General features: G+C 71.7%; 24 protein-coding genes. 15 read left to right on the top strand and 9 right to left on the bottom strand.

Annotated features, from left to right (window positions below):
* Window positions 1–27 precede the first annotated feature (27 nt).
* Genes ABZT02_RS16985 through ABZT02_RS16975 form a run of 3 tightly spaced genes read left to right on the top strand, consistent with a single transcriptional unit; the run spans window position 28 to window position 2,929 of the window.
* Window positions 28–1,596 (top strand): 4-coumarate--CoA ligase family protein, encoded by a 1,569-nt coding sequence (locus ABZT02_RS16985; RefSeq protein WP_356018600.1) that lies wholly within the window; start codon window positions 28–30, stop codon window positions 1,594–1,596.
* Window positions 1,593–2,327, top strand: a complete 735-nt coding sequence (locus ABZT02_RS16980; protein WP_356018599.1) for an enoyl-CoA hydratase family protein — start codon at window positions 1,593–1,595, stop codon at window positions 2,325–2,327. The genes ABZT02_RS16985 and ABZT02_RS16980 overlap by 4 nt, the downstream gene beginning before the upstream one ends.
* Window positions 2,315–2,929 carry a TetR/AcrR family transcriptional regulator gene (locus ABZT02_RS16975; protein ID WP_356018598.1) on the top strand — a complete coding sequence of 205 codons (615 nt, stop codon included), beginning with the start codon at window positions 2,315–2,317 and terminating at the stop codon, window positions 2,927–2,929. The genes ABZT02_RS16980 and ABZT02_RS16975 overlap by 13 nt, the downstream gene beginning before the upstream one ends.
* Before the next feature lie 75 nt (window positions 2,930–3,004).
* Here ABZT02_RS16975 and ABZT02_RS16970 read toward each other — a convergent pair whose 3' ends face one another.
* The gene (locus tag ABZT02_RS16970; RefSeq protein ID WP_356018597.1) at window positions 3,005–4,129 is read right to left on the bottom strand and encodes a citrate synthase 2; all 1,125 of its coding nucleotides are present in this window, start codon (window positions 4,127–4,129) and stop codon (window positions 3,005–3,007) included.
* A gap of 170 nt (window positions 4,130–4,299) precedes the next feature.
* On the opposite strand from ABZT02_RS16970, the gene pdxH reads away from it, so the two are divergent.
* The 4 genes from pdxH (at window position 4,300) to ABZT02_RS16950 (ending at window position 7,651) form a co-directional block, all read left to right on the top strand.
* The gene (gene pdxH, locus ABZT02_RS16965) at window positions 4,300–4,929 is read left to right on the top strand and encodes a pyridoxamine 5'-phosphate oxidase (RefSeq protein WP_356018656.1); all 630 of its coding nucleotides are present in this window, start codon (window positions 4,300–4,302) and stop codon (window positions 4,927–4,929) included.
* 341 nt (window positions 4,930–5,270) lie between these two features.
* Window positions 5,271–5,669, top strand: coding sequence for a RidA family protein (locus tag ABZT02_RS16960; RefSeq protein ID WP_356018596.1), 399 nt, complete (start codon window positions 5,271–5,273; stop codon window positions 5,667–5,669).
* A gap of 31 nt (window positions 5,670–5,700) precedes the next feature.
* Window positions 5,701–6,120, top strand: a complete 420-nt coding sequence (locus ABZT02_RS16955; RefSeq protein WP_356018654.1) for a GNAT family N-acetyltransferase — start codon at window positions 5,701–5,703, stop codon at window positions 6,118–6,120.
* A gap of 121 nt (window positions 6,121–6,241) precedes the next feature.
* Complete coding sequence (locus ABZT02_RS16950) at window positions 6,242–7,651, top strand: PAS domain-containing protein (protein WP_356018594.1); 1,410 nt, start codon at window positions 6,242–6,244, stop codon at window positions 7,649–7,651.
* A gap of 2 nt (window positions 7,652–7,653) precedes the next feature.
* Here the strand turns inward: ABZT02_RS16950 and ABZT02_RS16945 are convergent, their stop codons facing one another.
* Complete coding sequence (locus tag ABZT02_RS16945) at window positions 7,654–8,430, bottom strand: SIS domain-containing protein (protein ID WP_356018593.1); 777 nt, start codon at window positions 8,428–8,430, stop codon at window positions 7,654–7,656.
* A gap of 206 nt (window positions 8,431–8,636) precedes the next feature.
* Between ABZT02_RS16945 and ABZT02_RS16940 the strand changes: the two genes are divergently transcribed.
* Together ABZT02_RS16940 and ABZT02_RS16935 are read left to right on the top strand one after the other, a co-directional pair.
* Window positions 8,637–9,329: a metal-dependent transcriptional regulator gene (locus ABZT02_RS16940; RefSeq protein WP_037709529.1), complete on the top strand. Its 693-nt coding sequence runs from the start codon at window positions 8,637–8,639 to the stop codon at window positions 9,327–9,329.
* A gap of 521 nt (window positions 9,330–9,850) precedes the next feature.
* Complete coding sequence (locus tag ABZT02_RS16935; RefSeq protein ID WP_356018592.1) at window positions 9,851–10,759, top strand: alpha/beta hydrolase; 909 nt, start codon at window positions 9,851–9,853, stop codon at window positions 10,757–10,759.
* A 305-nt stretch (window positions 10,760–11,064) separates the two neighbouring features.
* Here the strand turns inward: ABZT02_RS16935 and ABZT02_RS16930 are convergent, their stop codons facing one another.
* The 3 genes from ABZT02_RS16930 to ABZT02_RS16920 are packed head-to-tail and all read right to left on the bottom strand — an operon-like array spanning window position 11,065 to window position 14,120.
* The gene (locus ABZT02_RS16930; RefSeq protein ID WP_356018590.1) at window positions 11,065–12,654 is read right to left on the bottom strand and encodes a transporter; all 1,590 of its coding nucleotides are present in this window, start codon (window positions 12,652–12,654) and stop codon (window positions 11,065–11,067) included.
* The gene (locus ABZT02_RS16925; protein ID WP_356018589.1) at window positions 12,651–13,421 is read right to left on the bottom strand and encodes an ABC transporter ATP-binding protein; all 771 of its coding nucleotides are present in this window, start codon (window positions 13,419–13,421) and stop codon (window positions 12,651–12,653) included. Before ABZT02_RS16925 ends, ABZT02_RS16930 begins: the two co-directional genes overlap by 4 nt.
* 36 nt (window positions 13,422–13,457) lie before the next feature.
* On the bottom strand, window positions 13,458–14,120 hold the full coding sequence (locus tag ABZT02_RS16920; protein ID WP_356018588.1) for a bifunctional DNA primase/polymerase: 663 nt from the start codon (window positions 14,118–14,120) through the stop codon (window positions 13,458–13,460).
* Between the two features lie 293 nt (window positions 14,121–14,413).
* Here ABZT02_RS16920 and ABZT02_RS16915 point away from each other — a divergent pair, with 293 nt between their 5' ends.
* Window positions 14,414–15,799, top strand: coding sequence for a transcriptional regulator (locus ABZT02_RS16915; RefSeq protein ID WP_356018587.1), 1,386 nt, complete (start codon window positions 14,414–14,416; stop codon window positions 15,797–15,799).
* A gap of 170 nt (window positions 15,800–15,969) precedes the next feature.
* Window positions 15,970–17,745: a hypothetical protein gene (locus ABZT02_RS16910; RefSeq protein WP_356018586.1), complete on the top strand. Its 1,776-nt coding sequence runs from the start codon at window positions 15,970–15,972 to the stop codon at window positions 17,743–17,745.
* A 36-nt stretch (window positions 17,746–17,781) separates the two neighbouring features.
* Here the strand turns inward: ABZT02_RS16910 and ABZT02_RS16905 are convergent, their stop codons facing one another.
* Window positions 17,782–19,119 (bottom strand): ABC transporter substrate-binding protein, encoded by a 1,338-nt coding sequence (locus tag ABZT02_RS16905; protein ID WP_356018584.1) that lies wholly within the window; start codon window positions 19,117–19,119, stop codon window positions 17,782–17,784.
* A 118-nt stretch (window positions 19,120–19,237) separates the two neighbouring features.
* On the opposite strand from ABZT02_RS16905, the gene ABZT02_RS16900 reads away from it, so the two are divergent.
* Both ABZT02_RS16900 and purU read left to right on the top strand, forming a co-directional pair.
* The gene (locus ABZT02_RS16900) at window positions 19,238–19,738 is read left to right on the top strand and encodes a hypothetical protein (protein ID WP_356018583.1); all 501 of its coding nucleotides are present in this window, start codon (window positions 19,238–19,240) and stop codon (window positions 19,736–19,738) included.
* A 46-nt stretch (window positions 19,739–19,784) separates the two neighbouring features.
* The gene (purU, locus tag ABZT02_RS16895) at window positions 19,785–20,666 is read left to right on the top strand and encodes a formyltetrahydrofolate deformylase (protein ID WP_356018581.1); all 882 of its coding nucleotides are present in this window, start codon (window positions 19,785–19,787) and stop codon (window positions 20,664–20,666) included.
* A gap of 154 nt (window positions 20,667–20,820) precedes the next feature.
* On the opposite strand, the gene ABZT02_RS16890 is transcribed toward purU, so the two are convergent.
* Both ABZT02_RS16890 and ABZT02_RS16885 read right to left on the bottom strand, forming a co-directional pair.
* Complete coding sequence (locus ABZT02_RS16890; protein WP_356018580.1) at window positions 20,821–22,245, bottom strand: maleylpyruvate isomerase N-terminal domain-containing protein; 1,425 nt, start codon at window positions 22,243–22,245, stop codon at window positions 20,821–20,823.
* A complete protein-coding gene (locus ABZT02_RS16885) occupies window positions 22,242–22,823 on the bottom strand; it encodes a sigma-70 family RNA polymerase sigma factor (RefSeq protein ID WP_356018579.1) in 582 nt (193 codons plus the stop codon). Before ABZT02_RS16885 ends, ABZT02_RS16890 begins: the two co-directional genes overlap by 4 nt.
* A 314-nt stretch (window positions 22,824–23,137) precedes the next feature.
* Between ABZT02_RS16885 and ABZT02_RS16880 the strand changes: the two genes are divergently transcribed.
* Complete coding sequence (locus ABZT02_RS16880; RefSeq protein ID WP_356018653.1) at window positions 23,138–23,518, top strand: STAS domain-containing protein; 381 nt, start codon at window positions 23,138–23,140, stop codon at window positions 23,516–23,518.
* A 224-nt stretch (window positions 23,519–23,742) separates the two neighbouring features.
* Window positions 23,743–24,255: an EF-hand domain-containing protein gene (locus ABZT02_RS16875; RefSeq protein WP_356018578.1), complete on the top strand. Its 513-nt coding sequence runs from the start codon at window positions 23,743–23,745 to the stop codon at window positions 24,253–24,255.
* Here ABZT02_RS16875 and ABZT02_RS16870 read toward each other — a convergent pair.
* Window positions 24,234–25,742: an AMP-binding protein gene (locus ABZT02_RS16870; RefSeq protein WP_356018577.1), complete on the bottom strand. Its 1,509-nt coding sequence runs from the start codon at window positions 25,740–25,742 to the stop codon at window positions 24,234–24,236. The genes ABZT02_RS16875 and ABZT02_RS16870 overlap by 22 nt on opposite strands.
* Window positions 25,743–25,893: the final 151 nt, after the last annotated feature.

Genomic DNA, 25,893 nt, shown 5'->3' with positions numbered 1-25,893 from the left:
TGGGAATCAGGCCGTCTTGGAGGAACCGTGTTCCGCAGCGCGTACGCAGACGTCCAGCCCATAGAACTTCCCATCCACGACGCGGTGTTGGCCCGCGCCGCCGAGTTCGGTGACGCGCCCGCCCTGATCGACGGCACCGACGGCACCACCCTCACGTACGGACAGCTCGACCGGTTCCACCGCCGGGTCGCCGCGGGCCTCGCGGAGGCGGGCGTCGCCAAGGGGGACGTTCTCGCGCTGCACAGCCCCAACACGATCGCCTTCCCGACCGCGTTCTACGCCGCCACGCGCGCGGGTGCCTCCGTCACGACCGTGCACCCGCTGTCCACGCCGGCGGAGTTCGCCAAGCAGCTCAGCGACTCCGCGGCCCGCTGGATCGTCACCGTCTCGCCGCTCCTGGAAGCCGCACGCAGGGCCGCCGAACTCGCGGGCGGAGTGCGGGAGATCTTCGTCTGCGACAGCGCCCCCGGCCACCGTTCCCTCATCGACATGCTGGCCTCGACGGCCCCCGAGCCGGACGTCGCCATCGACCCGGTGGCGGACGTGGCGGCGCTGCCGTACTCCTCGGGCACCACCGGCACCCCCAAGGGCGTGATGCTCACGCACCGGCAGATCGCCACCAACCTCGCCCAGCTCCAACCGCTGATGTCGGCGGGCCCCGAGGACCGAATCCTCGCGGTTCTTCCCTTTTTTCACATCTACGGGCTCACCGCCCTCATGAACGCGCCCCTGCGCGTCGGCGCGAGCGTCGTCGTCCTGCCCCGCTTCGACCTGGAGACCTTCCTCGCGGCCATCCAGAACCACCGCATCACCGGCCTGTACGTGGCCCCGCCGATCGTCCTCGCCCTCGCCAAGCACCCGCTGGTCGAGCAGTACGACCTGTCGTCCCTGCGCTACATCGTCAGCGCCGCCGCCCCGCTGGACGCCCGACTCGCCGCCGCCTGTTCGGCCCGGCTCGGCCTCCCGCCCGTCGGCCAGGCGTACGGCATGACGGAACTCTCGCCCGGCACCCACGTCGTCCCGCTGTCCGCCATGCGGGAGGCACCGCCCGGAACCGTCGGCAAACTCATCGCCGGCACCGAGATGCGGATCGTCTCCCTCGACGACCCCGACAAGGACCTCGACATCGGCGAGCCCGGCGAGATCCTCATCCGAGGCCCGCAGATCATGAAGGGCTACCTCGGCCGCCCCGACGACACCGCCGCGATGATCGACCCCGACGGCTGGCTGCACACCGGGGACGTCGGCCATGTCGACGCCGACGGCTGGCTGTTCGTCGTCGACCGGGTCAAGGAGCTCATCAAGTACAAGGGCTTCCAGGTGGCCCCCGCCGAACTGGAGGCCCTCCTGCTCACCCACCCCGGCATCGCCGACGCGGCCGTCATCGGTGTCTACAACGACCAGGGCAACGAGGTCCCGCACGCCTTCGTCGTCCGTCAGCCCGCCGCCAGCGGCCTCTCCGAGAGCGAGGTCATGATGTACGTCGCCGAGCGCGTCGCCCCCTACAAACGCGTCCGCCAGGTCACCTTCGTCGACGCGGTGCCGCGGGCCGCGTCCGGCAAGATCCTCCGACGGCAGCTCAGGGAGCGCACATGACACTGATCGCCCGCACGCACGCGCGGGGCGTCGAGACCCTCACCCTCGACTCCCCGCACAACCGCAACGCCCTGTCGGCGGCGCTGGTGGGGGAGCTGGCCGACGCGTTCGAGGACTGCGCCAAGGACGCGGGCGTCCGGGCGATCGTCCTCACCCACCACGGCAACACCTTCTCCGCGGGCGCCGACCTGAAGGACCCGCCGGACCCGGACACCCTGGTCCGGCTCCTGCGGCGGATCGTGGAGCTCGGCAAGCCGGTCGTCGCACGCGTCACCGGCCATGTGCGCGCGGGCGGCCTCGGCCTCCTCGCCGCCTGCGACATCGCCGCCGCGTCCACAGGGTCGACCTTCGCCTTCACCGAGGTACGGATCGGCGTCGCCCCCGCGGTCATCTCGCTGACCCTGCTGCCCCGCACCGACCCCCGCGCCCTCGCCCGCCACTACCTCACCGGCGAGCGCTTCGACGCCGCCGAGGCCGCCCGTATCGGCCTGGTGACCGCGGCGGGCGACGACGTGGACGCCGTACTCGAACCGATCCTGGACGGTCTGCGCCGGGCCGCCCCCGAAGCCCTGGCCGAGACGAAACGGCTGCTCGCGGCTAGGGTGCTGGAGACCTTCGACCGGGACGCGGCCCATCTGACCGCGATCTCGGCCCGGCTGTTCGCCTCACCGCACGCGCGCGAGGGCATGACAGCCTTCCTGGAACGACGGGATCCCTCATGGGTGGTGTGACCACGATCGGCGACCGGGCCGACCGCGTGCCGAAGCAGGACCGCAGCCGGGCCACCCGGCAGCGCCTCCTCGAAGCGGCCGTCGCCTGCCTCGCCGAACACGGCTGGGCCGGCTCCACGGTCACCGTCGTCGCCGAACGCGCTGGCGTCTCCCGCGGCGCCGCCCAGCACCACTTCCCGACCAGGGAGGACCTCTTCACGGCAGCGGTCGAATACGTGGCGGAAGAACGTTCCACGGCCCTGCGAGCCCTGTTCCCGCAGGGCGCGGCGGACGACCGGCGCGCGGTGATCTCCGCCCTCGTCGACCTCTACACCGGCCCCCTCTTCCGCGCCGCCCTCCACCTCTGGGTAGCCGCCTCCAACGAGGAGCAACTGCGCCCCCGGGTGACGGAGTTGGAGGCACGCGTGGGCCGGGAGACGCACAGGATCGCGGTGGACCTGCTGGGCGCGGACGAGTCGAGGCCGGGCGTCCGGGAGACGGTCCAGGGCCTCCTGGACATGGCGAGGGGCTTGGGCCTGGCGAACCTGCTGACGGACGACGAGGCCAGACGGGACGGGGTGGTGACCCAGTGGGCGGTCCTGTTGAACGAGGTACTGCTGTAGCTCCTCAGGGGCGCGGGGAACCGCGCGACCAGCCACAAGCAGCCCGCAGTCGCCCACGCTCCTCAGACACCCCTCTCAGCGGGCGATGCCCCCGTACCCCTCGATGTCCTGAGGATCCCGAGCCGCCGGCCCCACATACCGCGCGGACGGCCGCACCAGCCGCCCCGTCCGCTTCTGCTCGAGAATGTGCGCCGACCACCCCGCCGTACGCGCGCACGTGAACATCGACGTGAACATGTGCGCCGGCACCTCCGCGAAGTCGAGGACGATCGCCGCCCAGAACTCCACGTTGGTGGCGAGCACCCGGTCCGGCCGCCGCGCGTGCAGCTCCGCCAGCGCCGCCTTCTCCAGCGCCTCCGCGATCTCGAACCGCGGCGCCCCCAGCTCACGAGCGGTACGACGCAACACGCGCGCGCGTGGGTCCTCGGCCCGGTACACCCGGTGCCCGAACCCCATCAGCCGCTCACCCCGGTCCAGCGCCTGCCTGACGTAGGCGTCCGCGTCGCCCGTCCGCTCGATCTCCTCGATCATCCCGAGCACGCGAGAGGGCGCGCCGCCGTGCAGCGGCCCGGACATCGCACCCACCGCCCCGGAAAGCGCGGCGGCCACATCCGCGCCGGTGGAGGCGATCACGCGCGCGGTGAACGTCGACGCGTTCATGCCGTGCTCCGCGGCGGACGTCCAGTACGCGTCCACGGCCGCGACATGCTTGGGGTCCGGCTCCCCGCGCCACCGGATCATGAACCGCTCGACGACGGACTGCGCCTTGTCGATCTCCCGCTGCGGCACCATGGGGAGCCCCTGCCCGCGCGCCGACTGGGCGACGTAGGAGAGAGCCATCACGGCCGCCCGGGCGAGGTCGGCACGCGCCTGCGCGGCATCGATGTCCAGCAGCGGTTTCAGCCCCCACACCGGGGCGAGCATGGCGAGCGCCGACTGGACGTCCACGCGGATGTCCCCGGAGTGCACCGGGATCGGGAACGGCTCGGCGGGCGGCAGACCGGGATTGAAGGCGCCGTCGACCAGCAGCCCCCACACGTTGCCGAACGAGACATGGCCGACCAGATCCTCGATGTCGACGCCCCGGTACCGCAGCGCGCCGCCCTCCTTGTCCGGCTCGGCGATCTCCGTCTCGAACGCGACGACTCCTTCGAGGCCAGGTACAAAACCGGGGTCAAAGCCGGGGTCGAGGTCGGACATCAGGCGGCTCCTCGTGATGTGAACGACGGATGTCGCCACGATATCCCCGAGTGCCACCTTTGGGGAGGGCAAGCGGCACTCAGTGCCACCATCCCCTGGGGAGGCGATCCGTACGGCAGGATGACGACGTGACCGACGCCGCACACGCCGTCTTCCCGGACCCCGCCTCCATGCGCGAGCAGTACCGCGCGGAGGGTCTCGCCGAGGCCGACCTGGCCGCCACGCCCGTCGAGCAGTTCGCGCGCTGGTTCAAGCAGGCGGCCACCGAGGCGCACCTCTTCGAGCCGAACGCCATGGTCGTCTCCACCGCGGACGCCGAGGGCCGCCCCAGCTCCCGCACGGTCCTGCTCAAGCAGTTCGACGAACAGGGCTTCGTCTTCTACACCAACTACGGCTCCCGCAAGGCGAGGGACCTCGCGCAGAACCCGTATGTCTGCCTGCTCTTCCCCTGGCACCCCATGGCCCGCCAGGTCATCGTCTCCGGCCTCGCCCGCCGCACCGGCCGCGACGAGACCGCCGCCTACTTCCGCACCCGCCCGCACGGCTCCCAGCTCGGCGCCTGGGCCAGCGCGCAGTCCTCGGCGATCGAGAGCCGCGAGCAGGTCGACACCGCCTACGCCGAGCTGGCCGCCCGCTACCCCGAGGGCGAACAGGTCCCGGTCCCGCCGCACTGGGGCGGCTTCCGGGTGGCACCGGAGACGGTCGAGTTCTGGCAGGGCCGCGAGAACCGCCTGCACGACCGGCTGCGGTACGTGGCGGAGCCGGACGGGAGCTGGCGGGTGGAGCGGCTGAGTCCCTGAACGCAGGCGACCCGCGAGCTCTGGGTCCCTCCGCCTTGCGGCGGGGGAGCCGGCCGGACGTTACCGGCGAGCTCGCGGGTCGGGTGACTGCGTTGGATTGGCCGGCTGCGTGCATCTCGTACACGCTGGTCCGGCACCGCACTCGGTGGGTGACGGGCCGCTAGCCCGCAGCCACCTCTTCCGTCCGGTATGAATACATCTGCCGAACCACCTCCTCTCCGAAGTACCTGAACCCTAAGAAAGCCACGGCCCCCGGTTCAACCCCTTTTTTCGAAGCAGTGGCGCCGACCGCCCCCGGAAGGCGATGGACGCGCCCGGAACGATCACCTAGCGTGCCGCGCATGACGCAGCGACGAGCGATCCTCAGCGGTTCCGCCTTCGAGGAACAGATCGGGTACGCGCGCGCCGTGGTCGACGGGGACCGGGTGCACGTGTCCGGCACGACCGGGTTCGACTACGCAACCATGACGATCTCGGACGACGTGGTGGAGCAGGCCGAGCAGTGTCTGCGGAACGTCGGGGCCGCGCTGACCGAGGCAGGGTGCACCTTCGCGGACGTGGTGCGGGTGCGCTACCTGCTGCCGGACCGCGAGGACTTCGAGCCCTGCTGGCCGGTACTGCGCCGCCACTTCGGCGAGGTCCGCCCGGCGGCCACGATGCTCGTGTGCGGCCTGGCCGACCCCAGGATGAAGATCGAGATAGAGGCGTACGCGCGCAGGGGGAGCGGTGACCGTGACTGATCTGCGGATCGAACCCGTCGTGGGGGACGGGATGGCCGAGGAGTGGCGGCACGTGCACAACGTGATCGTTCCGCCCGCCACCCTGGGGATCGAGGACGTACGGGAGCGCGTCCGGCGGTACCGGCTGGAGAACGCGTACCTCGGTGACACGCTCGTGGGCTGCTCGACCGTCCGGCCGCCGGACGGGGAGGACGCCGTGGCGACCGTCATCGCGCGCGTACTGCCCGATTACCGGGGACGGGGTTTCGGGACGGCTCTCTACGAGAAGGGTCTTGATCATGCGCGTGTGCTCGGCGCCCGGGTGATCGAGACATGCGTGCTGGCCGTCAATGGGGACGGGGCGCGGTTCGCGCGGGCGCGCGGGTTCGTCGAGGTCGACCGGTATGTGCTGGACGGCGAGAGCGACGAGTGGATCGACCTGCGGCTGGAGCCGGACCGGGGTTCCGTTTGAGGGGATCCGGGGCGTTTCCGGCGTACAACGATTCCCTCAATCTTGCGGGAACCCGGTGTGTGCTGCGTCACGTTCGAGTTCAATGATTGTTAGTGAGTGAAGCAGCCGGCAGGGGGTCCAGGTGAGTGCTTCCCGGCGTAGTGGGACCACCGACGCGTTGGGGCCCGACGGGCCCGGGCCGGACGGCCCGGAGGGCTCGGGCGGTTCGGACCTGCTCGCCGCGTTGCTGGACGGCATGGACGCGGCACTGTGTGCCTTCGACGCGGACGGTGTGGTCACCCACTGGAATCGCGAGGCCGAGCGGATCCTCGGCTGGACCGCGGCCGAGGCCGTGGGGCGGCACGGGTTCGCCGGGTGGGCCGTACGGCGGGCGGACGCCGAGGAGGTCGAGGGGCGGCTGATGTCCGCCATGCAGGCGCCCGGGCGGCAGGTGCACGAGTTCGCGCTGCTGACCAAGGACGGCGGCCGGGTCCTCGTACGCACCCAGTCCGCGGCCGTGCGCGGGCCCGACGGGAAGCCGGCCGGGGTGTACTGCGCCTTCAGCGAGGTGCACACGCAGATCGATCTGGAGCGGTCGATCGCGCTCAGCGAGGCGCTGTTCGAGGACGCCTCGTGGGGTGTCGTGCTGGTCGACGCCGACCTGCGGCCCGCCGTGGTCAACGCGCACGCGGCCCGGTCCCTGGGCATCGGGCGTACGTCCGTGCTGGGTCGGCCCCTCGGGGAGCTGCTCGCGCAGGGCGTGGAGGAGCTGGAGAGCGCGCTGACCCATGTGCTGGCCGAGGGCGCGCCGCCCGCGCCGGCCGAGATCTGGGTGGCCGTGCGGACCCCGGACGGTGAGAAGCGGCGCTGCTGGCGCTGCGGGTTCGTACGGCTGTCCTCGCCGCTCGCGGAGGAACCGGTGCCGTTGGGCGTCGCCTGGCTGTTCCAGGACGTCACCGAGGCCAAGCAGAGCGAGCAGGAGGCCTCGCTGCTGCGGTTCCGGACGAACCAGCTGCACCGGGCGGCCCGGGCGGCCGCGGAGTGCGAGGACCCGGCCGAGGCCGCCGTCGTCCATCTGGACTTCGCCCTCGCCGGCTTCGCCGACCACGCGCTGATCGACCGGGTGGCCGGGGGCGCGGTGGCCGACGGGGAGGAGACCGGTCCGGTCCGTCTCGTACGGGTCGCCGCGACGCCCTCCGGGGCACCGGGGCCGAGTCTGCAGGCGTCGGGCGCGGCCGGGCTGCCCGTGCGGTACGGGGAGGGGCATCCGGCGCTGCAGTGCGTGGACCGCATCGGGTCGGTACGGGCGAGTGTGGGGTCGGTGTCGGGGGACCTGGCCCGCGAGTGGGCCGAGGCCCGCCAGTGGCCCCCGGACGTGGTGCACGCGTTGTGCGCGGTGCTGCGGAGCCGGGGGCGGACGCTGGGAGTCGTGACGTTCCTGCGGGGCTCCGGGAGGGGGCAGTTCGAGCGGGGCGACGCGGTGTACGCGGAGGACGTGGCGGTCCGGATCGCGGCGGCGCTGGATCTGGGTGGGGTCGTAGGCCGGGCGTAGCGCTACCGCCGGTAGAAGATCCGGTCCCCGTACTCCTCGAAGACCCGCTCGTTCCACTCCAGCCCGCCGTCCACGTTCCCCGACCGCAGCAGCGGCGGCTCGATCCCCCGCTCCGCCAGCGCGCCCGCCGCCGTCGCCATCACGGCCTGGAGCAGGGCCGAGGTCACGACCGTGGAGGCCGGGGCGAAGGGGGCCGGGATGGTGTCCAGGGAGAGCTCCGCGTCGCCGGGGGCGATCTTGGAGTCGAGGACGACGTCGCAGTGGTCCTTGAGGAAGGTGCCCGAGCTGTGCCGGGGCTTCGTCTCCCGGGTGTAGGCGACCGACGTGACACCGATGACCTTCACGCCGAGGGCGCGAGCGCTGAGGGCCATCTCCACGGGCAGCGCGTTGCGGCCGGAGAGGGAGATGATCACGAGGGCGTCGCCCGCGCGCAGGGGTGAGCAGTTCAGGACCGCGCTCGCGAGGCCGTCGACCCGTTCCAGGGCGGAGCCCAGGGTGGCCGGCATGACGTCGACGCCCACCACGCCCGGCACCGTCAGCAGGTTCATGAGGGCGAGTCCGCCGGCCCGGTAGACGAGGTCCTGCGCGGCGAGCGAGGAGTGCCCGGCGCCGAAGGCGAAGAGGCGGCCCCCGGAGGCAACGGTGTCGGCGAGGAGCTCGCCTGCCGCCGCGACGGACTCGGCCTCCTCGTCGCGGACCCGTTGCAGCAGCCCGATCGCGGCGTCGAAGAACTGTCCCGACAGCTTGCCGTCACCGCTCGCGGAGCCCGTCTCGCCCATGCGCCGTCCAACCCTTCGTCGCCGTGTCGCGGATCACCGTGCGGTCTGGACCAGTGGGATGTCAATACGGCCGCGTGCCTGCTCGTAACCGCCTGGTTTCAACGGCGCGGCACGCTTGTCAGTGGCATCCGGCAGAATTGATGTCAGGGCCAGCGCACGCGCCGGGAAGCTGTCGTGCTTCCGGCAGATCTCATCAAGGGGCACGTATGTCCGGACTGATCGACACCACGGAGATGTATCTCCGCACCATCCTCGAGCTGGAGGAGGAAGGTGTGGTCCCCATGCGTGCCCGGATCGCCGAGCGACTCGACCAGAGCGGGCCGACCGTCAGCCAGACCGTGGCGCGGATGGAGCGCGACGGACTGGTGTCCGTCGCCAGTGACCGGCACCTGGAGCTGACGGACGAGGGCCGGCGGCTGGCCACCCGCGTGATGCGCAAGCACCGGCTCGCGGAGTGCCTGCTCGTGGACGTGATCGGGCTGGAGTGGGAGCAGGTCCACGCGGAGGCGTGTCGCTGGGAGCACGTGATGAGCGAGGCGGTGGAGCGCCGGGTGCTGGAGCTGCTGCGCCACCCCACCGAGTCGCCGTACGGCAACCCGATCCCGGGTCTGGAGGAGCTGGGCGAGAAGGACGGCCCGCATCCCTTCCTGGACGAGGGCATGGTGTCGCTGGCCGAGCTGGACCCGGGTCTCGACGGAAAGACGGTCGTCGTACGCCGTATCGGCGAGCCGATCCAGACGGACGCGCAGCTGATGTACACGCTGCGTCGCGCCGGTGTGCAGCCCGGTTCGGTGGTGAGCGTGACCGAGTCTGCCGGCGGGGTGCTGGTGGGCAGCGGCGGCGAGGCCGCGGAGCTGGAGTCGGACGTCGCCTCGCACGTGTTCGTCGCCAAGCGCTGAGGGTGTCGGGAGACGCGACCGCCTGGAGCTGTGGGGCGGTTGTGGCTTCCGTGGGTCCGGTGCCCGGGTTCGTCGGGGGGCTCGGCGATCCGAGATTCACTGTGCGGAATCGCAGCGCTTCGACGCTGGTCGTGCGAGGCTGTCGCGTGAGGCATATGACCTGAGGGGGGCGGGCGGATGTGCCGTAGACGTGTGGATGGCCCCGGCGCCTTTCGGTGCCGGGGCCGGTCCTCCCCTGTGCTGACCCGGAGCCCCGAGCTCTCAGGGTCATTCCCCTCGGACCGATGTCCCCGAGCGGTCCGCCTCCCGCTGAAGATCTCCCCTCGGCTGCGGCGATCATGCCTTGGGGGGTGTCACTCGAATGAGGGGTGTTACCGCGTGCGACCCGATTTTCGAATGTGTATTCGATAGATTGATGGTCTGAAGGTGACGGGGCGCGGGGGATGTGCGCTACAGAGATGTACGACAAGGAAGCGGCAGGCAGGGCAGGCACAGCGGCCAGGGGAGCTAGGGGGGTGCCAATGGCGCGGCGCATCGACGTGACCGGGGCGGGCGGCGTACGTCTTGCTGCCTGGGAGTTCGGTGACCCTCCCAAGACCGACCCGGCGGATCCCGCGGAGAAACGATCACCCGGGGTGCTGTTACTCCACGGCCTGATGGGCCGTGCCTCGCACTGGGCGTCCACCGCCCGCTGGCTCTCCGAGCGCTATCGGGCCGTCGCGCTCGACCAGCGCGGTCACGGCCGGAGCGACAAGCCCCCTCGGGCCGCCTTCACCCGTGACGCGTACGTCGAGGACGCCGAGGCCGCCCTCGAACAGCTCGGCCTCGCGCCGACCGTCCTCATCGGCCATGCCATGGGCGCCCTGACCGCCTGGCAGCTCGCCGCCCGCCGACCCGACCTGGTCCGCGGAGTGATCATCTGCGACATGCGGGCCTCCGCCCTCGGCGCCGCCTCGCAGCGGGAGTGGGGCGAGTGGTTCAGGGCCTGGCCCGTCCCCTTCGCCACCCTGGCCGACGTACGCAAGTGGTTCGGCGAGGACGACCCCTGGGTGGAGCGGCCCAACCCGGCCCGTGGCGAGTTCTACGCCGAGGTGATGGCCGAGTCCCCCGACGGCTGGCGGCCCGTCTTCGAGCCCGAGCAGATGCTGTCGTCGCGCGAGACGTGGGTCTACGACGCCCACTGGGAGGAACTGACCCAGGTCAGGTGCCCCGCCCTGGTCGTCCGCGGCCTCGACGGCGAACTGGGCCGCGCCGAGGCCCAGGAGATGGTCCGCGTCCTGCCCCGCGGCGAGTACGCCGAGGTCGCCGACGCCGGCCACCTCGTCCACTACGACCAGCCGGAGGCCTGGCGGGCCGCCATAGAGCCCTTCCTGGACGGCCTGGACGGCCTGGACCCCAAGGGCCCCAAGGACTCCAAGGACGCCGACTGACGCCGTCCGGCGTGGAGACGGACCGGCCCCCGGCGGATCACGTCCACCGGGGGGCCGGGCGAGGTCAGCGCACGTCGACGTAGTCACCGTCGGCCGTGGCGCTCGCTGTCGGCCGAGAGGTGATCCTCCCGCTGCCATCCGCTGTCGGAGCTGCCGTGGCCGGGGGCGCGAGCAGCACGGACGCGGCGATCACCGCCCCGCACCGCACCGCCCCGGCGGATCTTCGAACACCGATCATGAAAAAGCCCCCTCGCCCGCTCCAAGCGGCGGCTCTGACACTCGAACCGGCAGCCGCAGACCGGCGGTCAGCCCTTGCTGACCGCCGTCAGGATCTCCGGCAGCCGGCGGGCCGTGCGGGGGGCCGCCAGCCGAAGTCCCGCCAGCGTTATGGCGGTTCCGTACACCGCGCCGACCGGCAGCAGCACCCAGCTCCACTCGTCGCCGTCCGCGCTGAGGTTGGCCCAGATCGTCAGGGCGATCACGGGGGCGCACAGCAGGGCGGCCGAGACCATGCCGCCGACGACTGCGGCGGCGGCGAGACCGGCCTGGCCCGGGGCCACGTTCTTGTAGCCCTCCTGCGGAATCGAGTACGGGAAGCGCGCCGACGTCCACGCCCCGGTCGCCAGCATCGCCCCGAGCAGCGCGAAGGAGACACCGAGCACCTCGGGCAGCTTCGGCCAGTCGCCGATCAGCGCGGTCGTGACGACGGTGACGAGCGTGGCGTACGGCAATGTGATCAGCAGCAAGGCCAGCGCACGCGCGCGCAGTTCGACGTAGGCGTCCCGCGTCGAGGAGATCGTCATCGCGACCATCCAGAACGCGGAGGTGTCCTGCCCGAACTGGTTGTACATCTGCACGCCGAGCATCCCCGCGGCGAAGCACGCGAAGTAGATGGACCCCGTGCCCTGCACCGCGTTGAACACCGGCACGATCAGCCCGATGGCCAGCGACGTCACCCACGCGGCCTTGGTCTTGGGGTCGCGCCACACATAACGCAGGCTGCGTTCCATGACGGTGCCGGTGCGCCCGGCCGGCAGCAGCCGGGCGAGCCCCGTCGAGTTCCGCTGCCGCGCGGCGCCCTCGGCGGAGGGGAGCGTGGAGCCGTCCGGGGAGGTCATCAGCCGGGTCAGGTGACGGGACCAGAGCGCGAGCAGACCCGCCAACGCGATCGCCGAAAGGGCGAGTTGCAGGACGGCGACCCCGTACGACCCCTCGCTCGCCGAGTCGACCGCCCCGATCGCCGACGCGGGCGGCACCCACTTCAACACCTCGGCCGGACCGTCCAGTTGGCCAAGTCCGCCCGAACCGAGCCGCTGCGCGCCGAAGTTCACGACCTGCGCGCCGACGGCGATGACGAGCCCGCTCAGCACCGCCAGATCGCGGCCCTTGCGGCTGGTCAGCAGCCGGATGTTGGCCACGGCGACGGCCCGTGCGAGCGCCACGCAGACCAGCAGCGCGAGCACGACACCGAGCACGGAGAAGACGTACGCCGTCCCGCCGTGCGCGACCGAGACGACGGACCCGACGAGCACGCAGAGCGTGAACACCGGTCCGATGCCGACCAGCGAGGCCACCAGGAGTGCCCGCACCAGGGGCCGGGGCCGCAGCGGCAGCATCACCAAACGGGTGGGGTCGAGGGTCTCGTCGCCGCCGGGGAAGAACAGCGGCATCACGGCCCAGCCGACCGCCAGCACGGCGACCAGCGGGAGGACGACGGAGCCGGCGTGCTCGTCGCCGCGCAGGGCGATCAGACCGAGCAGCTGAAGGACGGAGAAGAGCAGGACGGCCACGGCCGAGGCGATGTAGGCGGCCCGTCGCCCGCCGGACTGCCGCAGTCCGTTCCTGAGCAGCGACAGCTTCAGCCGTACGACGATCGGGGTGATGTCCTGCGTCACCGGGCCCCGCCGCCCAGCCAGTCGAGGTTCGCGCCGGTGTCGTGCCCCTGTGCGCCCACGAGTTCGAGGAACGCGCGCTGCAGGGAAGGCGCGGCGCCGCGCACCTCGTCGAGCGGCCCGTGGGCGCGGATGTGACCGGCGGCCATGACGGCCACCCAGTCGCACAGGGACTCCACGAGCTCCATCACGTGCGAGGAGAAGACGACGGTGGCGCCGGAGGCCGTGTACCGCTCCAGCACGCCCCGGATGATCTGCGCGGAGACGGGGTCGACGCCCTCGAAGGGCTCGTCGAGGAACAGCACTTCGGGGTTGTGGAGCAGGGCGGCCGCGAGCCCGATCTTCTTCCGCATCCCGGTCGAGTAGTCGACGACCAGCTTGTGCTGGGCCCCCGCCAGGTCGAGCACGTCGAGCAGCTGGGAGGCCCGCCGGTCGACCTCGCCGCCGGGCAGCCCCCGCAACCGTCCGGAGTACGCGAGCAGTTCGCGCCCGGAGAGTCGCTCGAACAGCCGCAGGCCCTCGGGCAGGACGCCGATCCGGGCCTTGACGGTCACCGGGTCGCGCCACACGTCGTGTCCGACGACCGAGACGGACCCCTGATCGGGCCGCAGCAGCCCGGTCACCATGGACAGGGTGGTGGTCTTCCCCGCCCCGTTCGGTCCCACGAGCCCGATGAACTTCCCGGCGGGCAACTCCAGATCGATCCCGGCGACAGCGACCTGCTGCCCGAACCGCTTCCAGAGCCCACGAACACTTACAGCCGACGTCATGAACGCCAACTCTAGGCGCGCGCGGAACCGGGCCCGCTACCTGTCCCGACCGCACGCATAGGCGAGCGGCGAGATCAACTCCTCGACGTCCGGCAGCCAACGGTTCGCGGGCGTCGGACGGCAGGCCCACTGCACGGCGCCGGACGACCCGTACCGGGTAGGGGGAGCCGCCACATGGGCCCCCTCGCCGAGCGCGACCAGATCGAGGGAGGACGGAGTCCAGCCGAGCTTCCGTACCAGCTCCGGCAGTTTGACCGACGCCCCCGGCAGTACGAAGAAATGCATCCGACGATCAGGCGTCAACGTCACGGGGCCCAGCGTCAACTCCATGCGCTCCATCCGCGCCAGCGCGAGGAACCCGGCCGTCTCGGCAACGGAGATCGCGTCGAAAGTCCGCCCGGTCGGCAACAGGATGGCCGCCGTCGGCTGCTTCTGCCACATCCGGCGCGCGACCGTCGCACTGCCGGTGGCCTGCGTCGCCCAGTCCTCCCGAGCGGGATGCGCCCCCGGCGCGGCGCACGCGGTGTCACCGCAGGAGCACCGCTGCACCCCGTCGACGGCTTCCAGCCAGGTGCCGGGGAAGACGTCCCAGTGGCGCTCCTCGGCGTATCGTACGGCTGTCTCCAGCAGCGATTCCCCGCGCTGCTTCGGAATCTGAGCGGCTTCGGTACCCACGATCGTCTCTTCCACGCAGAGCACAACTCCCGCACCCACCTCGGGTTACGGCCAGGCCAGGACCTGCGCGCGCGGGGGAAGCGCACCGATTCCGTATCCGGGGCGCATGGATGCATGTGTGGGGGCGCAGAGGAGGAACCTCAGCGTGAGCTGGGTAACCAGGTGTGGGGTCGGTACGAGTCTCTACCCCGGCAATCCTCGCATGCCTCGCATTTTCGACACGTTGGCGGGGCATTGATCTTCGCGGCCGGAACTTTTCGGTGGAAGACACGTCAACTCGGTGCGTGGGCAGGCACCGCAGCCACAGGGGGTACGCCATGGCCGCAAGGCCTCTCGTCGCGCGGCAGCCGAACGAACGGCTGCAGGCGCTCATCCAGGAGGCGGGGTGCTCGAACGCCGGGCTCGCCCGCCGGGTCAACATGTGCGGTGCCGAGCACGGCCTCGACCTGCGCTACGACAAGACGTCCGTGGCCCGTTGGCTGCGCGGACAGCAGCCGCGGGGCCGGGCGCCCGCGATCATCGCGGAGGCTCTCGGACGCAAACTCGGCCGTACGGTCACGATCGACGAGATCGGCATGGCCAACGGCAAGAACCTCGCCTCCGGCGTCGGGCTCCAGTTCTCGCCGACGGTACTGGGCGCCATCGAGCAGGTGTGTGAGCTGTGGCGCAGTGACGTGGGCCGCCGGGACTTCCTGTCCGGCTCCTCGGTCGCCGCGTCCGCGCTGGTCGAGCCGAGCCGCGACTGGCTGATCTCCTCGCCCGACTCGCAGGTGGCACGTCAGGCGGGCCCGCGCGTGGGCCAGTCCGACGTGGCGGCCGTGCGGGCGATGACCCAGGCGCTCGTCGACCTCGACCACCAGTACGGCAGCGGGCATGTGCGCCCGGTCGTCGTGCACTACCTCAACAGCGTGGTCTCCGGGCTGCTCGCGGGGTCGTACCGGGAGGCGACCGGGCGTGAACTGTTCGCGGCGGTCGCCCGGTTGACGGAACTCGCCGGGTACATGGCGATCGACACCGGGCAACCGGGCCTGGCCCAGCGGTACTACATCCAGGCGCTGCGGCTCGCACAGGCGGCGGGCGACCGCGGATACGGCGGCTATGTGCTCGCCGCGTCCATGAGCCACCTCGCCGCGCAGCTCGGGAACCCCCGGGAGATCGCCCAGTTGGCGCGCGCGGCGCAGGAAGGGGCACGGGGGCGCGTGACACCGCGCGCGGAGGCGATGTTCTACGCGGCGGAGGCCCGCGGGCACGCGCTCCTGGGTGACGCGCGGGCCACGCAGGCGGCGTCCGGACGGGCCGTGCACGCGCTGGAGGCGGCGGATTCCTCCTCCGGTGACGATCCGGCGTGGATCGCGCACTTCGACGAGGCCTACCTGGCCGACGAGTTGGCCCACTGCCACCGTGACCTCGGTCAGGCCGACGCGGCGGCGCGGTGCGCGCAGGAGTCCCTCGACGGGCTCCCCGAGAACAAGGCGCGCCGCCGGGCCATCGGTCTGGTCCTGCTCGCCTCCGCGCAGGTGCAGCAGCGCGAGATCGAGCAGGCCTGCAACACGGGCCTGAAGGCGGTGGAGTTGCTGGAGACCGTCCGCTCCAACCGGGGCGCGGAGTACCTCGACGACTTCCAGCAGCGTTTGGAGCCGTTCCGGGACGAGGCGGTCGTAAGGGAGTTCGGGGCCCGGCTGGATCTTCAGGCGGCCGCGTAAAGGAGGACATATACAGCGGATACGAGCCCGGAACCGTCACGTGATCTCCCAGGATCTGTTACTGCGGTCACAGGCACGCAGGTCACGTCCTGTGCTACGTGGCACCGGGCTCGGGGGACCCGGTAGCGTGAGCCGACGATTCCGAAGTTCCCCCATAAGTAGGAGTCCCGGTGACGCAGAGTGGACAGGGCGAGCAGCCCTCGGCGCGCGAAGCGCGCGAAGGCATCGTGCTGCCCTCCGACGGCGGGGAACCCCTGCTGCCGGGACAGACGGGTGGTTACGGCAGTCCGCAGCCCGGGTACGGCCCCCCGGAGCAGGGCGGTTACGGCGGTCCGCCGCAGCAGGGTGGCCGGCTCGGCCCCGCTGCCGACGAGGCCTACGGACAGCCGCCCGCCGCCCAGGCGTGGGGCACCCCATGGGGCCCCGGTCAGGAGCAGGGCCAGGAGCAGCAGCAGGACCAGGCCCAGGACTGGCCGCAGCCGCCCACCCAGACCTGGGGCACGCCCCAGCAGCCCGGCGGTATACCGCCCCAGTCGCACTCCCAGGCCCAGCCGATGCCCGCGCCGGGGTACGACAGCAACGAACCGACCTCCTACTACCTGCCGCCCGTCGGTCAACCCGCCCCCCAGTCCCAGCCCCTGCCCCCGCAGCAGGGCCAGGTCGCGCCCTATGAGGCTCCCGGGACGGGCGCACCGCAGCAGCAGGCCACGCCGGGCTACCACACCGACGAGCCGACCTCGTACTACCTGCCGCCCGTGGGGCAACCCCTCCCGTCGGCCCCCGGCGCACCCGCCTCCGCGCCCCTGCCGCCCGCCGACGAAGGCGCCACCCAGTTCATCCCGCCGGTCGCGGCCGGCCCCGCCCCCCACGAGGGAGCGACCCAGTACCTCCCGCCCGTCCGCCCCGGCGCGCTGCCGCCCGAGGTGTCCGCCGAGGCGGCGCGTTTCCCGGGGCAGCACCCGCACGCCCCGTACGGCGCGCAGCCCCCGCAGAGCGCGGCGTCCGGACCGGGCGCCGGCCCCGACGCCGAGGCCACGCAGTACATCGCCCCCGTGCCCGGCCAGGCCCCCGGCGCGCCCTACGGCGGGGAACGGCAGCCGCCCTCCGAGTTCGACAACCTCTTCCGCGGCGGGCCGGGCGGTGACGGCGGGGCCGCGTCCACGCAGCAGATGCCGCGGTTCGCCCAGCCCGAGGCCGTACCGCCCGCGTACGGGGCCCAGCAGCCCGCGTACGGGGCCCCGCAGCCGGCGTACGGCGCCCAGCCCCCGTACGGCCCGCCGGGCGGCGACCGCTACGACGACGGCGACGGAGGCGGCGGCAAGCGATCGCGGGTGCCGGTCATCGCCGCCGTGGGCATCGGTATCGCCGTGCTCGGCATCGGCGCGGGCGCGCTGCTCGCCGGGGGCGGAGGCGGCGACGGCGGCGACAAGAACCAGACCGTGTCGGCGACGGCCCCCGCGAGCGGCGGCTCCTCCTCGCCGGCCGCCGATCCGGCGAAGGCGCAGGCCGTCGAGCTGGACAAGCTGCTCGCCGACAGCGGCAACAGCCGTTCCTCGGTGATCAGCGCGGTGGCGAACGTGAAGTCCTGCAACAACCTCGGCCAGGCGGCCAAGGACCTGCGGGACGCGGCGGCCCAGCGCACCGGCCTGGTGACCCGCCTCAAGGCGCTCCCCGTCGACCGGCTGACGGCCCACGCCGAGCTGACCGACGCCCTCACCAAGGCCTGGCAGGCGTCCGCGTCCGCCGACAACCACTACGCGGCCTGGGCCGACCAGGCGGCCGGCAAGAAGGGCTGCAAGAAGGGCCAGGCCCGCACCACGGGTCAGACCCAGGCAGGCAACCGGGACAGTGGCACCGCCAGCACCGAGAAGGCCAGGGCGGCCCGGCTGTGGAATGCGATCGCCAAGAAGTACAGCCTGACCGAGCGCACCGCCACCCAGCTCTGAGCGGTCCGCGGGGGGCGCCCCGGCGCCCCCCGCGGCTCAGTTGACGTCCGCGTTCTGGAGGGTCCTCGTCACGTCGGCGAAGCCCTTGCGCGCCGCCACGAGCTGGCCCCGGCGCACCACCTGGAACGTCACATGGGCGTTCACCATGCGCGGGAAGCCGACCGAGGCGAGGTCGTCGGCGGAGCTCCAGGTGTCCCGCATGGTCCACCGCAGGGTCGGCGTCAGACCGCCGGTCGGGATCTTGAGGCCGTCGTTGAGGGTGCCGCGCACGCTGTCGGCGGACACCTCGCCGCCGCCCAGCGACTCGACGGCCTTCGTGAACACCGTGTAGGCGATCCAGGTGGTCTGCACCCCCGCGTCCGCCGAGTCGATGCGGTTGTCGCCAAAAGCCTGCGCGCTGATGACCTTCTTCATCGCGTCCCAGCGGGCGTCGCTCTCCACCGGGTACCAGCCGGTGATGTACGACCCCTCGTAGGGCCCCGAGCCCCCGCCGGACGCGTCGATCACCGTCTGGTCGACGCTGCCCATCGCCATGGCGGTGCGCACGGTCGGGTAGTCCTCGCGGGCGCGTCGGAAGGAGTCCATGAAGGTGCTGGTGCGGTCACCGAGCGCGGGCACCACGCACCCGTCCTTCGAGCCGGGGGCCGAGGCACGGGACGTCGAGCTGTCGAGCGCCTTCGTCGACTGCACCGAGTACTCGCTGGCGTCGTCCGCGGCCCGCACGTCGCTCGCGGCCCGGTGCCCGCCGGTGGTCAGCCCGGAGTCCAGCAGTACGGGCAGCTCGTCGCCCGCGATGGTGTCGGGCCGTACGAGGGTGACGTCGCCGCAGACCGCGGCGAGTTCCTTGCCGAGGCCGGCCAGCAGGGTGGGCTGGCCGCCGTTGACGGGGTAGGACAGCGGGCTGGTGAACTCGTCGTTGGTGACGCCGTAGCCGCCGATGTAGGGGATGCCCGCGCCTTCCAGCGGCGGGAAGAAGGAATCGCCGTACTGGCTGTAGGAACCGACGACCGCGACGACGTTCTCCTTGACCGCGCGCCGGGCGCACTTCGCCGCGGACACGGCGTCGTTGTGTTCGTTGCAGGTCAGAACGGTGAGCTTGCGGCCGTTGATGCCGCCCTTGGAGTTGATCCAGCGCGCGTAGGCCCGGGCGAAGGCGGGCATGCCGGGCTTGTTGGTCGCGTCGGTGTCCGACGGGGCCCAGGTCATGACCTTGATCGGGCCGTCCCCGGCACCCCCCGTGGTACCGGGGACGACCCCGCAACCGGTGACGAGGGAAGCACACGCCATCAGTGCCCCCGCCGCGAGGACGGTGGCTCTGACGGGCCGGTGGTGCTGGAGGAGGAAGGTGCTGCGGATGCGTCGCCTGCCGGTCATGGGCCCACACGTTTCCGTCACATCGCCAACTCGGGTGTGACCCTCGGTCAATGAAAGGTGACGTAAAGGTGAACAGCGAGGGCCTGTGCGGCACGTATGGGGGAAGAACGTACGATCGATGACCGTGCAAGGTTCGGAGAACTCTTCCCGTCGCGGCCGTCGCTCCTCCACCATGGGCGGCATGCCTCAGAACGACATGCCGTGGTGGCGCTGGCGCAGCAATGTGCGCTCCGCGCTGCACATGCTCTCCGACCCCGGGTTCCAGCAGAACGTCTGGCTGGCCGGCGTCGAGGGGTACGGGGACGTCACCGACGCCGTGTACCGCCTCGTCGAGGACACCTGGCTCGACAACTGGTCCGCCGAGAAATACGTCGGCACGATCTTCCGGGACTCCCAGGAGGCGGCCCTCGTCGACACCGCCGTGCTGCGGGTGCTGCGGATCATGCACCAGGTCGGCCCGGACGCCCCCGTCTCCGTGTACATGGAGAACCCGGGGTGGCCGGACGCGGTGCGGGCGGCACGGGACGCGCACGTGCGGATGGCGACGGCCGACGGGGAGGATCCCGACGCGCCGCCGCGCACGCTCCAGGTGCTGCAGATCATGACCCGGTCCGCGTGACGGACGCGGTGTTTCCCGCACCGGTGGATATGCGACCCTGTCCTGCATGAACGAGCAGTCCCCCCGAGCCGAGGCCCTGGCCGACCAGTACGTCCTGACCCTGTCCTGCCCCGACAAGCAGGGCATCGTGCACGCCGTGTCGAGCTACCTCTTCATGACCGGCTGCAACATCGAGGACAGCCAGCAGTTCGGCGACCACGACACGGGTCTGTTCTTCATGCGCGTCCACTTCTCGGCCGAGGCTCCGGTGACGGTGGACAAGCTGCGGGCGTCGTTCGCGGCGATCGGTGACTCCTTCCACATGGACTGGCAGATCAACCGGGCCGAGGACAAGATGCGGGTCGTGCTGATGGTCAGCAAGTTCGGGCACTGCCTGAACGACCTGCTCTTCCGCGCGCGCATCGGCGCACTGCCGGTCGAGATCGCCGCCGTCGTCTCCAACCACACCGACTTCGCGGAGCTCGTGGGGTCGTACGACGTTCCCTTCCACCACATTCCGGTGACGCGGGAGAACAAGGCCGAGGCGGAGGCGCGGCTCCTTGAGCTGGTGCGGGAGCAGGACGTCGAACTCGTCGTGCTCGCCCGGTACATGCAGGTGCTCTCCGACGACCTGTGCAAGCAGCTCAGCGGCAGGATCATCAACATCCACCACTCGTTCCTGCCGAGCTTCAAGGGCGCGAAGCCGTATCACCAGGCTCATGCGCGGGGGGTCAAGCTGATCGGGGCGACGGCGCACTACGTGACCGCGGACCTCGACGAGGGGCCGATCATCGAGCAGGAGGTCGAGCGGGTGGGGCACGGCGTCACTCCGGACCAGCTCGTGGCGATCGGGCGGGATGTGGAGTGCCAGGCGCTGGCGCGGGCCGTGAAGTGGCACGCCGAGCGCAGGATTCTGCTGAACGGGCGGCGGACGGTCGTGTTCGCCTAGGAGCGTCGGGCGGCCGCGGGTGCGTGGGGGCTGTTCGCGCAGTTCCCCGCGCCCCTGAAGGCAGGTCCACTGCACCTGCTCAAGGGGCGCGGGGAACTGCGCGAGCAACCACCCACCGCCCGCAGCCGCCCACCAACCCCCAACCAGCCTCCACCTACATGCGGCTCAGGCTCGCCGCGGCGAACAGCACATCCCTGATCGCCTCACGATCACCCACCTGCCCCGCCGCAGCCTCCGCAGGAGACACGTGGCCGGCCGCCAGCTGGCAGAACTCCACGCCGTCCAGCGCCACATGCGCCACCTCGTGCTCCGCCGAACCCACCGCCGCCGGGGAGTCGAGCGGGATCAGCCATTCGCCGCCACCGAGTCCCTCGATTTCCAGACGCAGGGTGCGGCCGGGGCCTCCGGCGCTCACCAGATGCCGGCCGTGGGTCGGTGACGTCAACCCCTTCTGCCGCCGCTGCGCCAGCACCGCGGGCAGCATCCGCGCCGCCAGGTCGATCATGCGGTTGAGGTGGCGGGGGGACGGGGGGTTGTAGGGGTAGTCGACCGCCTCCGCGATGTCCTCGGCGTGGACCCAGCACTCGAAGGCGCGGTCCAGCATCGCGTCGTGCAGGGGGAGCGTGAAGTCGCCGTAGGCGACCTCGAGTCTGCCGGCGGTGCCGCCGGTGAAGGACACCGTGCGGACGAGGTCGTGGCTCTGCTCGCGCCAGGGAGTCCGGACCGAGCGGGTCGGCGGGAAGTGCGACGCGCGCCAGTACGCCTCGGTGCGGCCCGACGGCGTGGGCGCGTCCGCGACGGCCTCGCCCAACGGGTCGTCCAGGCCCAGGGCGACCGCGACGAGACCGTCGACCGACAACAGGTGGGCCATGACCCCGGCGACCGTCGTACGGCGGCTCGTGGTCTCGTCGGCGTCGAACCAGCGCAGCCGGACCGGGGCGTGCCACTCGGCGTCGCCGAAGTCCTGCAGCAGGGCGTCGAGACGGGCGGCCTCGGCGTCGTACGGCGTTGCCCAGTCGGGAATCGGGATGCGGGGCGGGCGCCGGTCGAGGCAGCCGTCGAGGACGCGGGTGCGCAGGCCGGGGTCCAGGTCGAGGCTCTCCGGCCGCTGCAGCAGACCCACCGCGCCGCGCAGCCGCAGGGCCTCCTCGGCGCAGGAACCGCAGACGCCGAGGTGGTCCTCCACGGCGGCCGTCTCCTCCGCGGAACACGCGGCCAGCGCCCATGCCCCGAGCAGCGACGTCAGCACACGGTGCTCCAGGACCAGGGGAGCGGGCGGGGCCGCCTCGTCCAGCGCGGGCAGCGGCAGGCCGGTGTCCTCGACGGAGGCCCGGGGGAGGGGTATGCGGGGCGGGTGGCCGGGGTCGGTGCCGCCGCCCTCGCTGTCACCGGGGTCGGCCGGGCCGCCCGAGCCCGGGCTTGCGTCACCCGCGCCGGGGTCGCCCGGTCCGCCGGTGCCGCCGCCCGTATCGCCGGGGGTGTCGTCGTTCCCGGGGCCACCTGTGTTCTCGGGGCCCCCGGATTCCCCGGCACCCCCGTCCTGCTCGTCGTACGCCTCGAAATCGCCTGTGCCGCTCACGCCATGCCTCCGTATCCCGGGGGAGCCCCGGGCGCTCCGGTGTCGTGCGCCGTGGACAGGAGCTGGAGGCCCAGGCGGAGGCGGCGGCGGGCCTCGTCCTCGGTGATGCTGAGGTCGGCGGCCGCCTGGCGGTAGTCGCGGCGCTGGAAGTACGCCAGCTCCAGGGCGGCCCGCAGCGGGGTGGGCATGGACTGGACGATGTAGTCGGCGCGGGCGGCGACCGAGGCGCGGCGCACCTTGCGCTCCAGCTCGTCGGCGGAGCCCTCGCCGGCCCGGGTGAGCGCGGCGGTCTCGGTGGCGCGCAGCCGCTGCACGGCCAGGCGGTGGGTCAGCCCGGCGACCCAGGAGCGCAGCGGGCCCTGTTGGGGGTCGTAGGACTCGGGGTGCTGCCAGACGTGGACGAAGACGTCCCGGGTGATGCCGTCGGCGGCGCGCTCGTCTCCGAGGACCCGGTGGGCGAGGCCGTGCACGAGTGAAGCGAAACGGTCGTAGAGCTCGCCGAGGGCGGCCGCCTCACCGCGTGCGAGCCGCTGTTGCATCTTGCGGTCCCAGCGGGGCGGTGCGTCCTTCTTCGCCATGCGGCCCCCTCACCCCTGGCAGTGTCCGGGTCAAGCCTGCGCCGACCGTCTCCTCGAATGTAGTCGGCACCTCCGACAGCGCACGCCCCTTTGTTCCAATGCGCGCCCCCCGAAGGGCCTCAGGTGGTAGTGGACCTTCCCCTCCCGTGCACTCATTGATCAGACTCGATCGAACAGGATCGAAGCCGACTAAAACAAGCCTCTTTCGAACGATTTCTGTTTCTCGCTCTGTGTTTCAGGGAACGGCCGCTGGGCAGCCACGCTGCAAGGAAGCGTAGGAAAGGCTTCCGTTTGCTTTCCGGCGAATGAAGGGCATGGTGGTGGCGTTCAATGTGACCGGCGACGAGCAGGGCGAGTGGACCGTGCTCAGTGTGTCGGGCGAGCTGGACCTGGTGACCTCGCCGGCGCTCCGCCAGCGGGTCCACGACGCGGTGGCCGAGGGCCGCCACAGTCTCGTCCTCGACCTCTCCGAGGTGTACTTCTGCGATTCCAGCGGCGTCGGCGTCCTCATCGCCTCCCGCCGCCTGATCCGCTCCTGCCAGGGCGAACTGCGGCTGATCCTCCCGGCGCAGGGCGCCGCCGACGGCTCCCACGTCAACCGCGTCCTCGGCGCGCTCGGCGTCCGCCGCCTGTTCGAGGTCCACCCGGACCTGGACTCGGCGACCGACGAGGAGGCGGGACCACTGTCCGCCTGAGCCCGTACACCGAGCCCGTCCAACGAGCCCGAGCACCGGGCCCGTGGACCCGTAAGCCCTTCTGTACGCACGGCTGTGACCTGGGGCACCCCGACTGCCACACCGTTGTCCCGAAATTTCCCCGGTCCTGGCACAAGCGCCGCCTTCCGGCCCCCGGGGCGCCGCCCGCGTCGTACGCTCCGTGCGAGATGCACCCGATGTGATGTGAGGCGGCCCGAAAAGACATGGTCAGCAGCGAGTACGAGCGCAGGATCGCCGACCGGTTCGCCACCTTCGACCAGGACGGCAACGGCTACATCGACCGCGAGGACTTCAACGTGGCGGCCAAGGCGCTGCTCACGGAGTTCGGTACCGCGGCACGCTCCGACAAGGGACAGGCGCTGTACGTCGGCGCGGAGGCGTTCTGGCAGGGCATGGCCGGGATCGCCGACCGGGACGGCGACCAGCGGATCACTCGCGACGAGTTCGTGAACGGCGCGCTCAAGCGGCTGCGCGACAACCCGGACCGGTTCGCCGAGATCGCCCGCCCCTTCCTGCACGCGGCGATCGCCGTCGCCGACCAGGACGGCGACGGACGTGCCACCGTCGCGGACACCGCGCGCGTGCTGCGCATCCTGGGCGTCGGCGAGGACATCGCGCAGGCCGCCGCGGCCGGCCTGGACACCGACGGCGACGGCAAGGTCGGCGAGGCCGAGATCGTGCCCGCCTTCGCTCGTTACTTCACCGTCCCCGAGTAGCGCTCCCTGAGCTTGTACTTCAGGACCTTGCGCAGGGTCTCGTTGCGCGGAAGGGCGTCCACGACCTCCAGCTGCTCCGGCAGCTTGTGCGTCGACAGCCCAGCCGCGCGCAGATGGCCGGTCACGGCGTCCAGGGTCAACTCCTCGGCCCCATCGGGCTGCTCGACCACGGCACACACGCGTTCCCCGCGCTCGGCGTCCGGCAGCCCGATCACCGCCACGTCCCCGACGGCCGGATGCGCGGCCAGCAGGTCCTCGATCTCCTTCGCCGAGATGTTCTCGCCCTTGCGGATGATCACGTCCTTGAGCCGTCCGGTGAGCACCAGGTGGCCGGTGTCGGTGAGATGCCCGAGGTCACCGGTGCGCAGAAAGCCCTCCTCGTCGAAGGCCTCCGCCGTCTGCGCCGGATCCAGATATCCCTGACACACCGCCTCCCCCTTCAGCCGCACCTCCCCGTCCACGATCCGCACAAACATCCCCTCCGGCGGCCGCCCCTCGGTCGTCGCCAGGTTCTCCACCGTGTCGTCCGGCGCCCCCATGGTGATCATCGGCACCTCGGTCATGCCGTACCCGTGCGTGAGCTGCACCCCCAGCTCGCCTACGACGGCGTGGTAGACCTCCGGCGGCTTGGGCGCCCCGCCCCCGGCGAGCAGTCGCAGCGTCGGGATGATCCGCTCTCCCGGTTGCTTGCGCTGCTCGGTGAGGAACATCGAGTAGAACGCCGTCGAACCGCCCGCCACCGTCACCCCGTGCCGGCGGTAGCCCTCCAGGGCGTCCGGCAGCGCGAACTGCTCGAACATCACCGCGGGGAAGCCGTACAGCAGCAGCATGACGGTGTAGTCCGGGCCGGCGATGTGCGCGTACGGGAAGGCCATCGACCCGACGTCGTCGGCCGTGAGGCGCAGCGCGTGCGCGAGGCAGGAGCCGCCCGCGATCAGTGAACGGTCCGTGTGCAGCACGCCCTTGGGGTCGGAGGTGGTCCCCGAGGTCCAGTAGATCCACCGGACGGAGGTGCCGTCGGCGGGCGGGGCGGGGAGGACGGCCGGGTCGCCGTCCGGGAGATCGTCGTACGCCTCGAAGATCCCCTTGGCGCCGAGCCGCCGCGCCATCTCCGTGTGGTCGAAGCCGCGCCAGACGCCCGGTACCGCGAAGAACTCCGCCTTCGACTCCCGTAGCGCGAAACCGACTTCGCGGTCCCGGTAGAAGGGGATGACCGGCGACTGCACGGCACCCAGGCGGGCCAGCGCGAAGGAAAGCAGGGCCGTCTCGATACGGGTGGGCAGCTGCCAGGCGACGACCGTGCCGGGACGCACGCCCATGTCGTACAGGCCGGCCGCGACCCGCTCCGCACGCGCGCGTAGCTCGCCGAAGGTGAGGGTGCGCTCGTCCTGGAGGAGGACCGGGCGGTCGGGGCTCAGGTCGGCGCGGCGGGCGGCCAGCTCCCAGAGGGTGCGGGACGCACTGAGCGCGTGGGCGGTGTCGGTCACGGCGGCCCCCTTGTGCAGCAACAGAGCTGACGGATAGTCAGATCGTGGGCAGAGCGTAGGGCTCGACGCCTTGCCGGTCCAGGGGTGCGCGACCTAGCCTTCGTGCACGAGCTGTATCTGACGGGTTATCAGATATGGCGGACAGGGAGTG

The organism is Streptomyces sp. NPDC005402 (assembly GCF_040606575.1).
In the GTDB taxonomy this organism is placed as follows: domain Bacteria; phylum Actinomycetota; class Actinomycetes; order Streptomycetales; family Streptomycetaceae; genus Streptomyces.
Note: the sequence above shows the minus strand (reverse complement) of the source record. Positions and strands in the feature narration are given on the sequence as shown.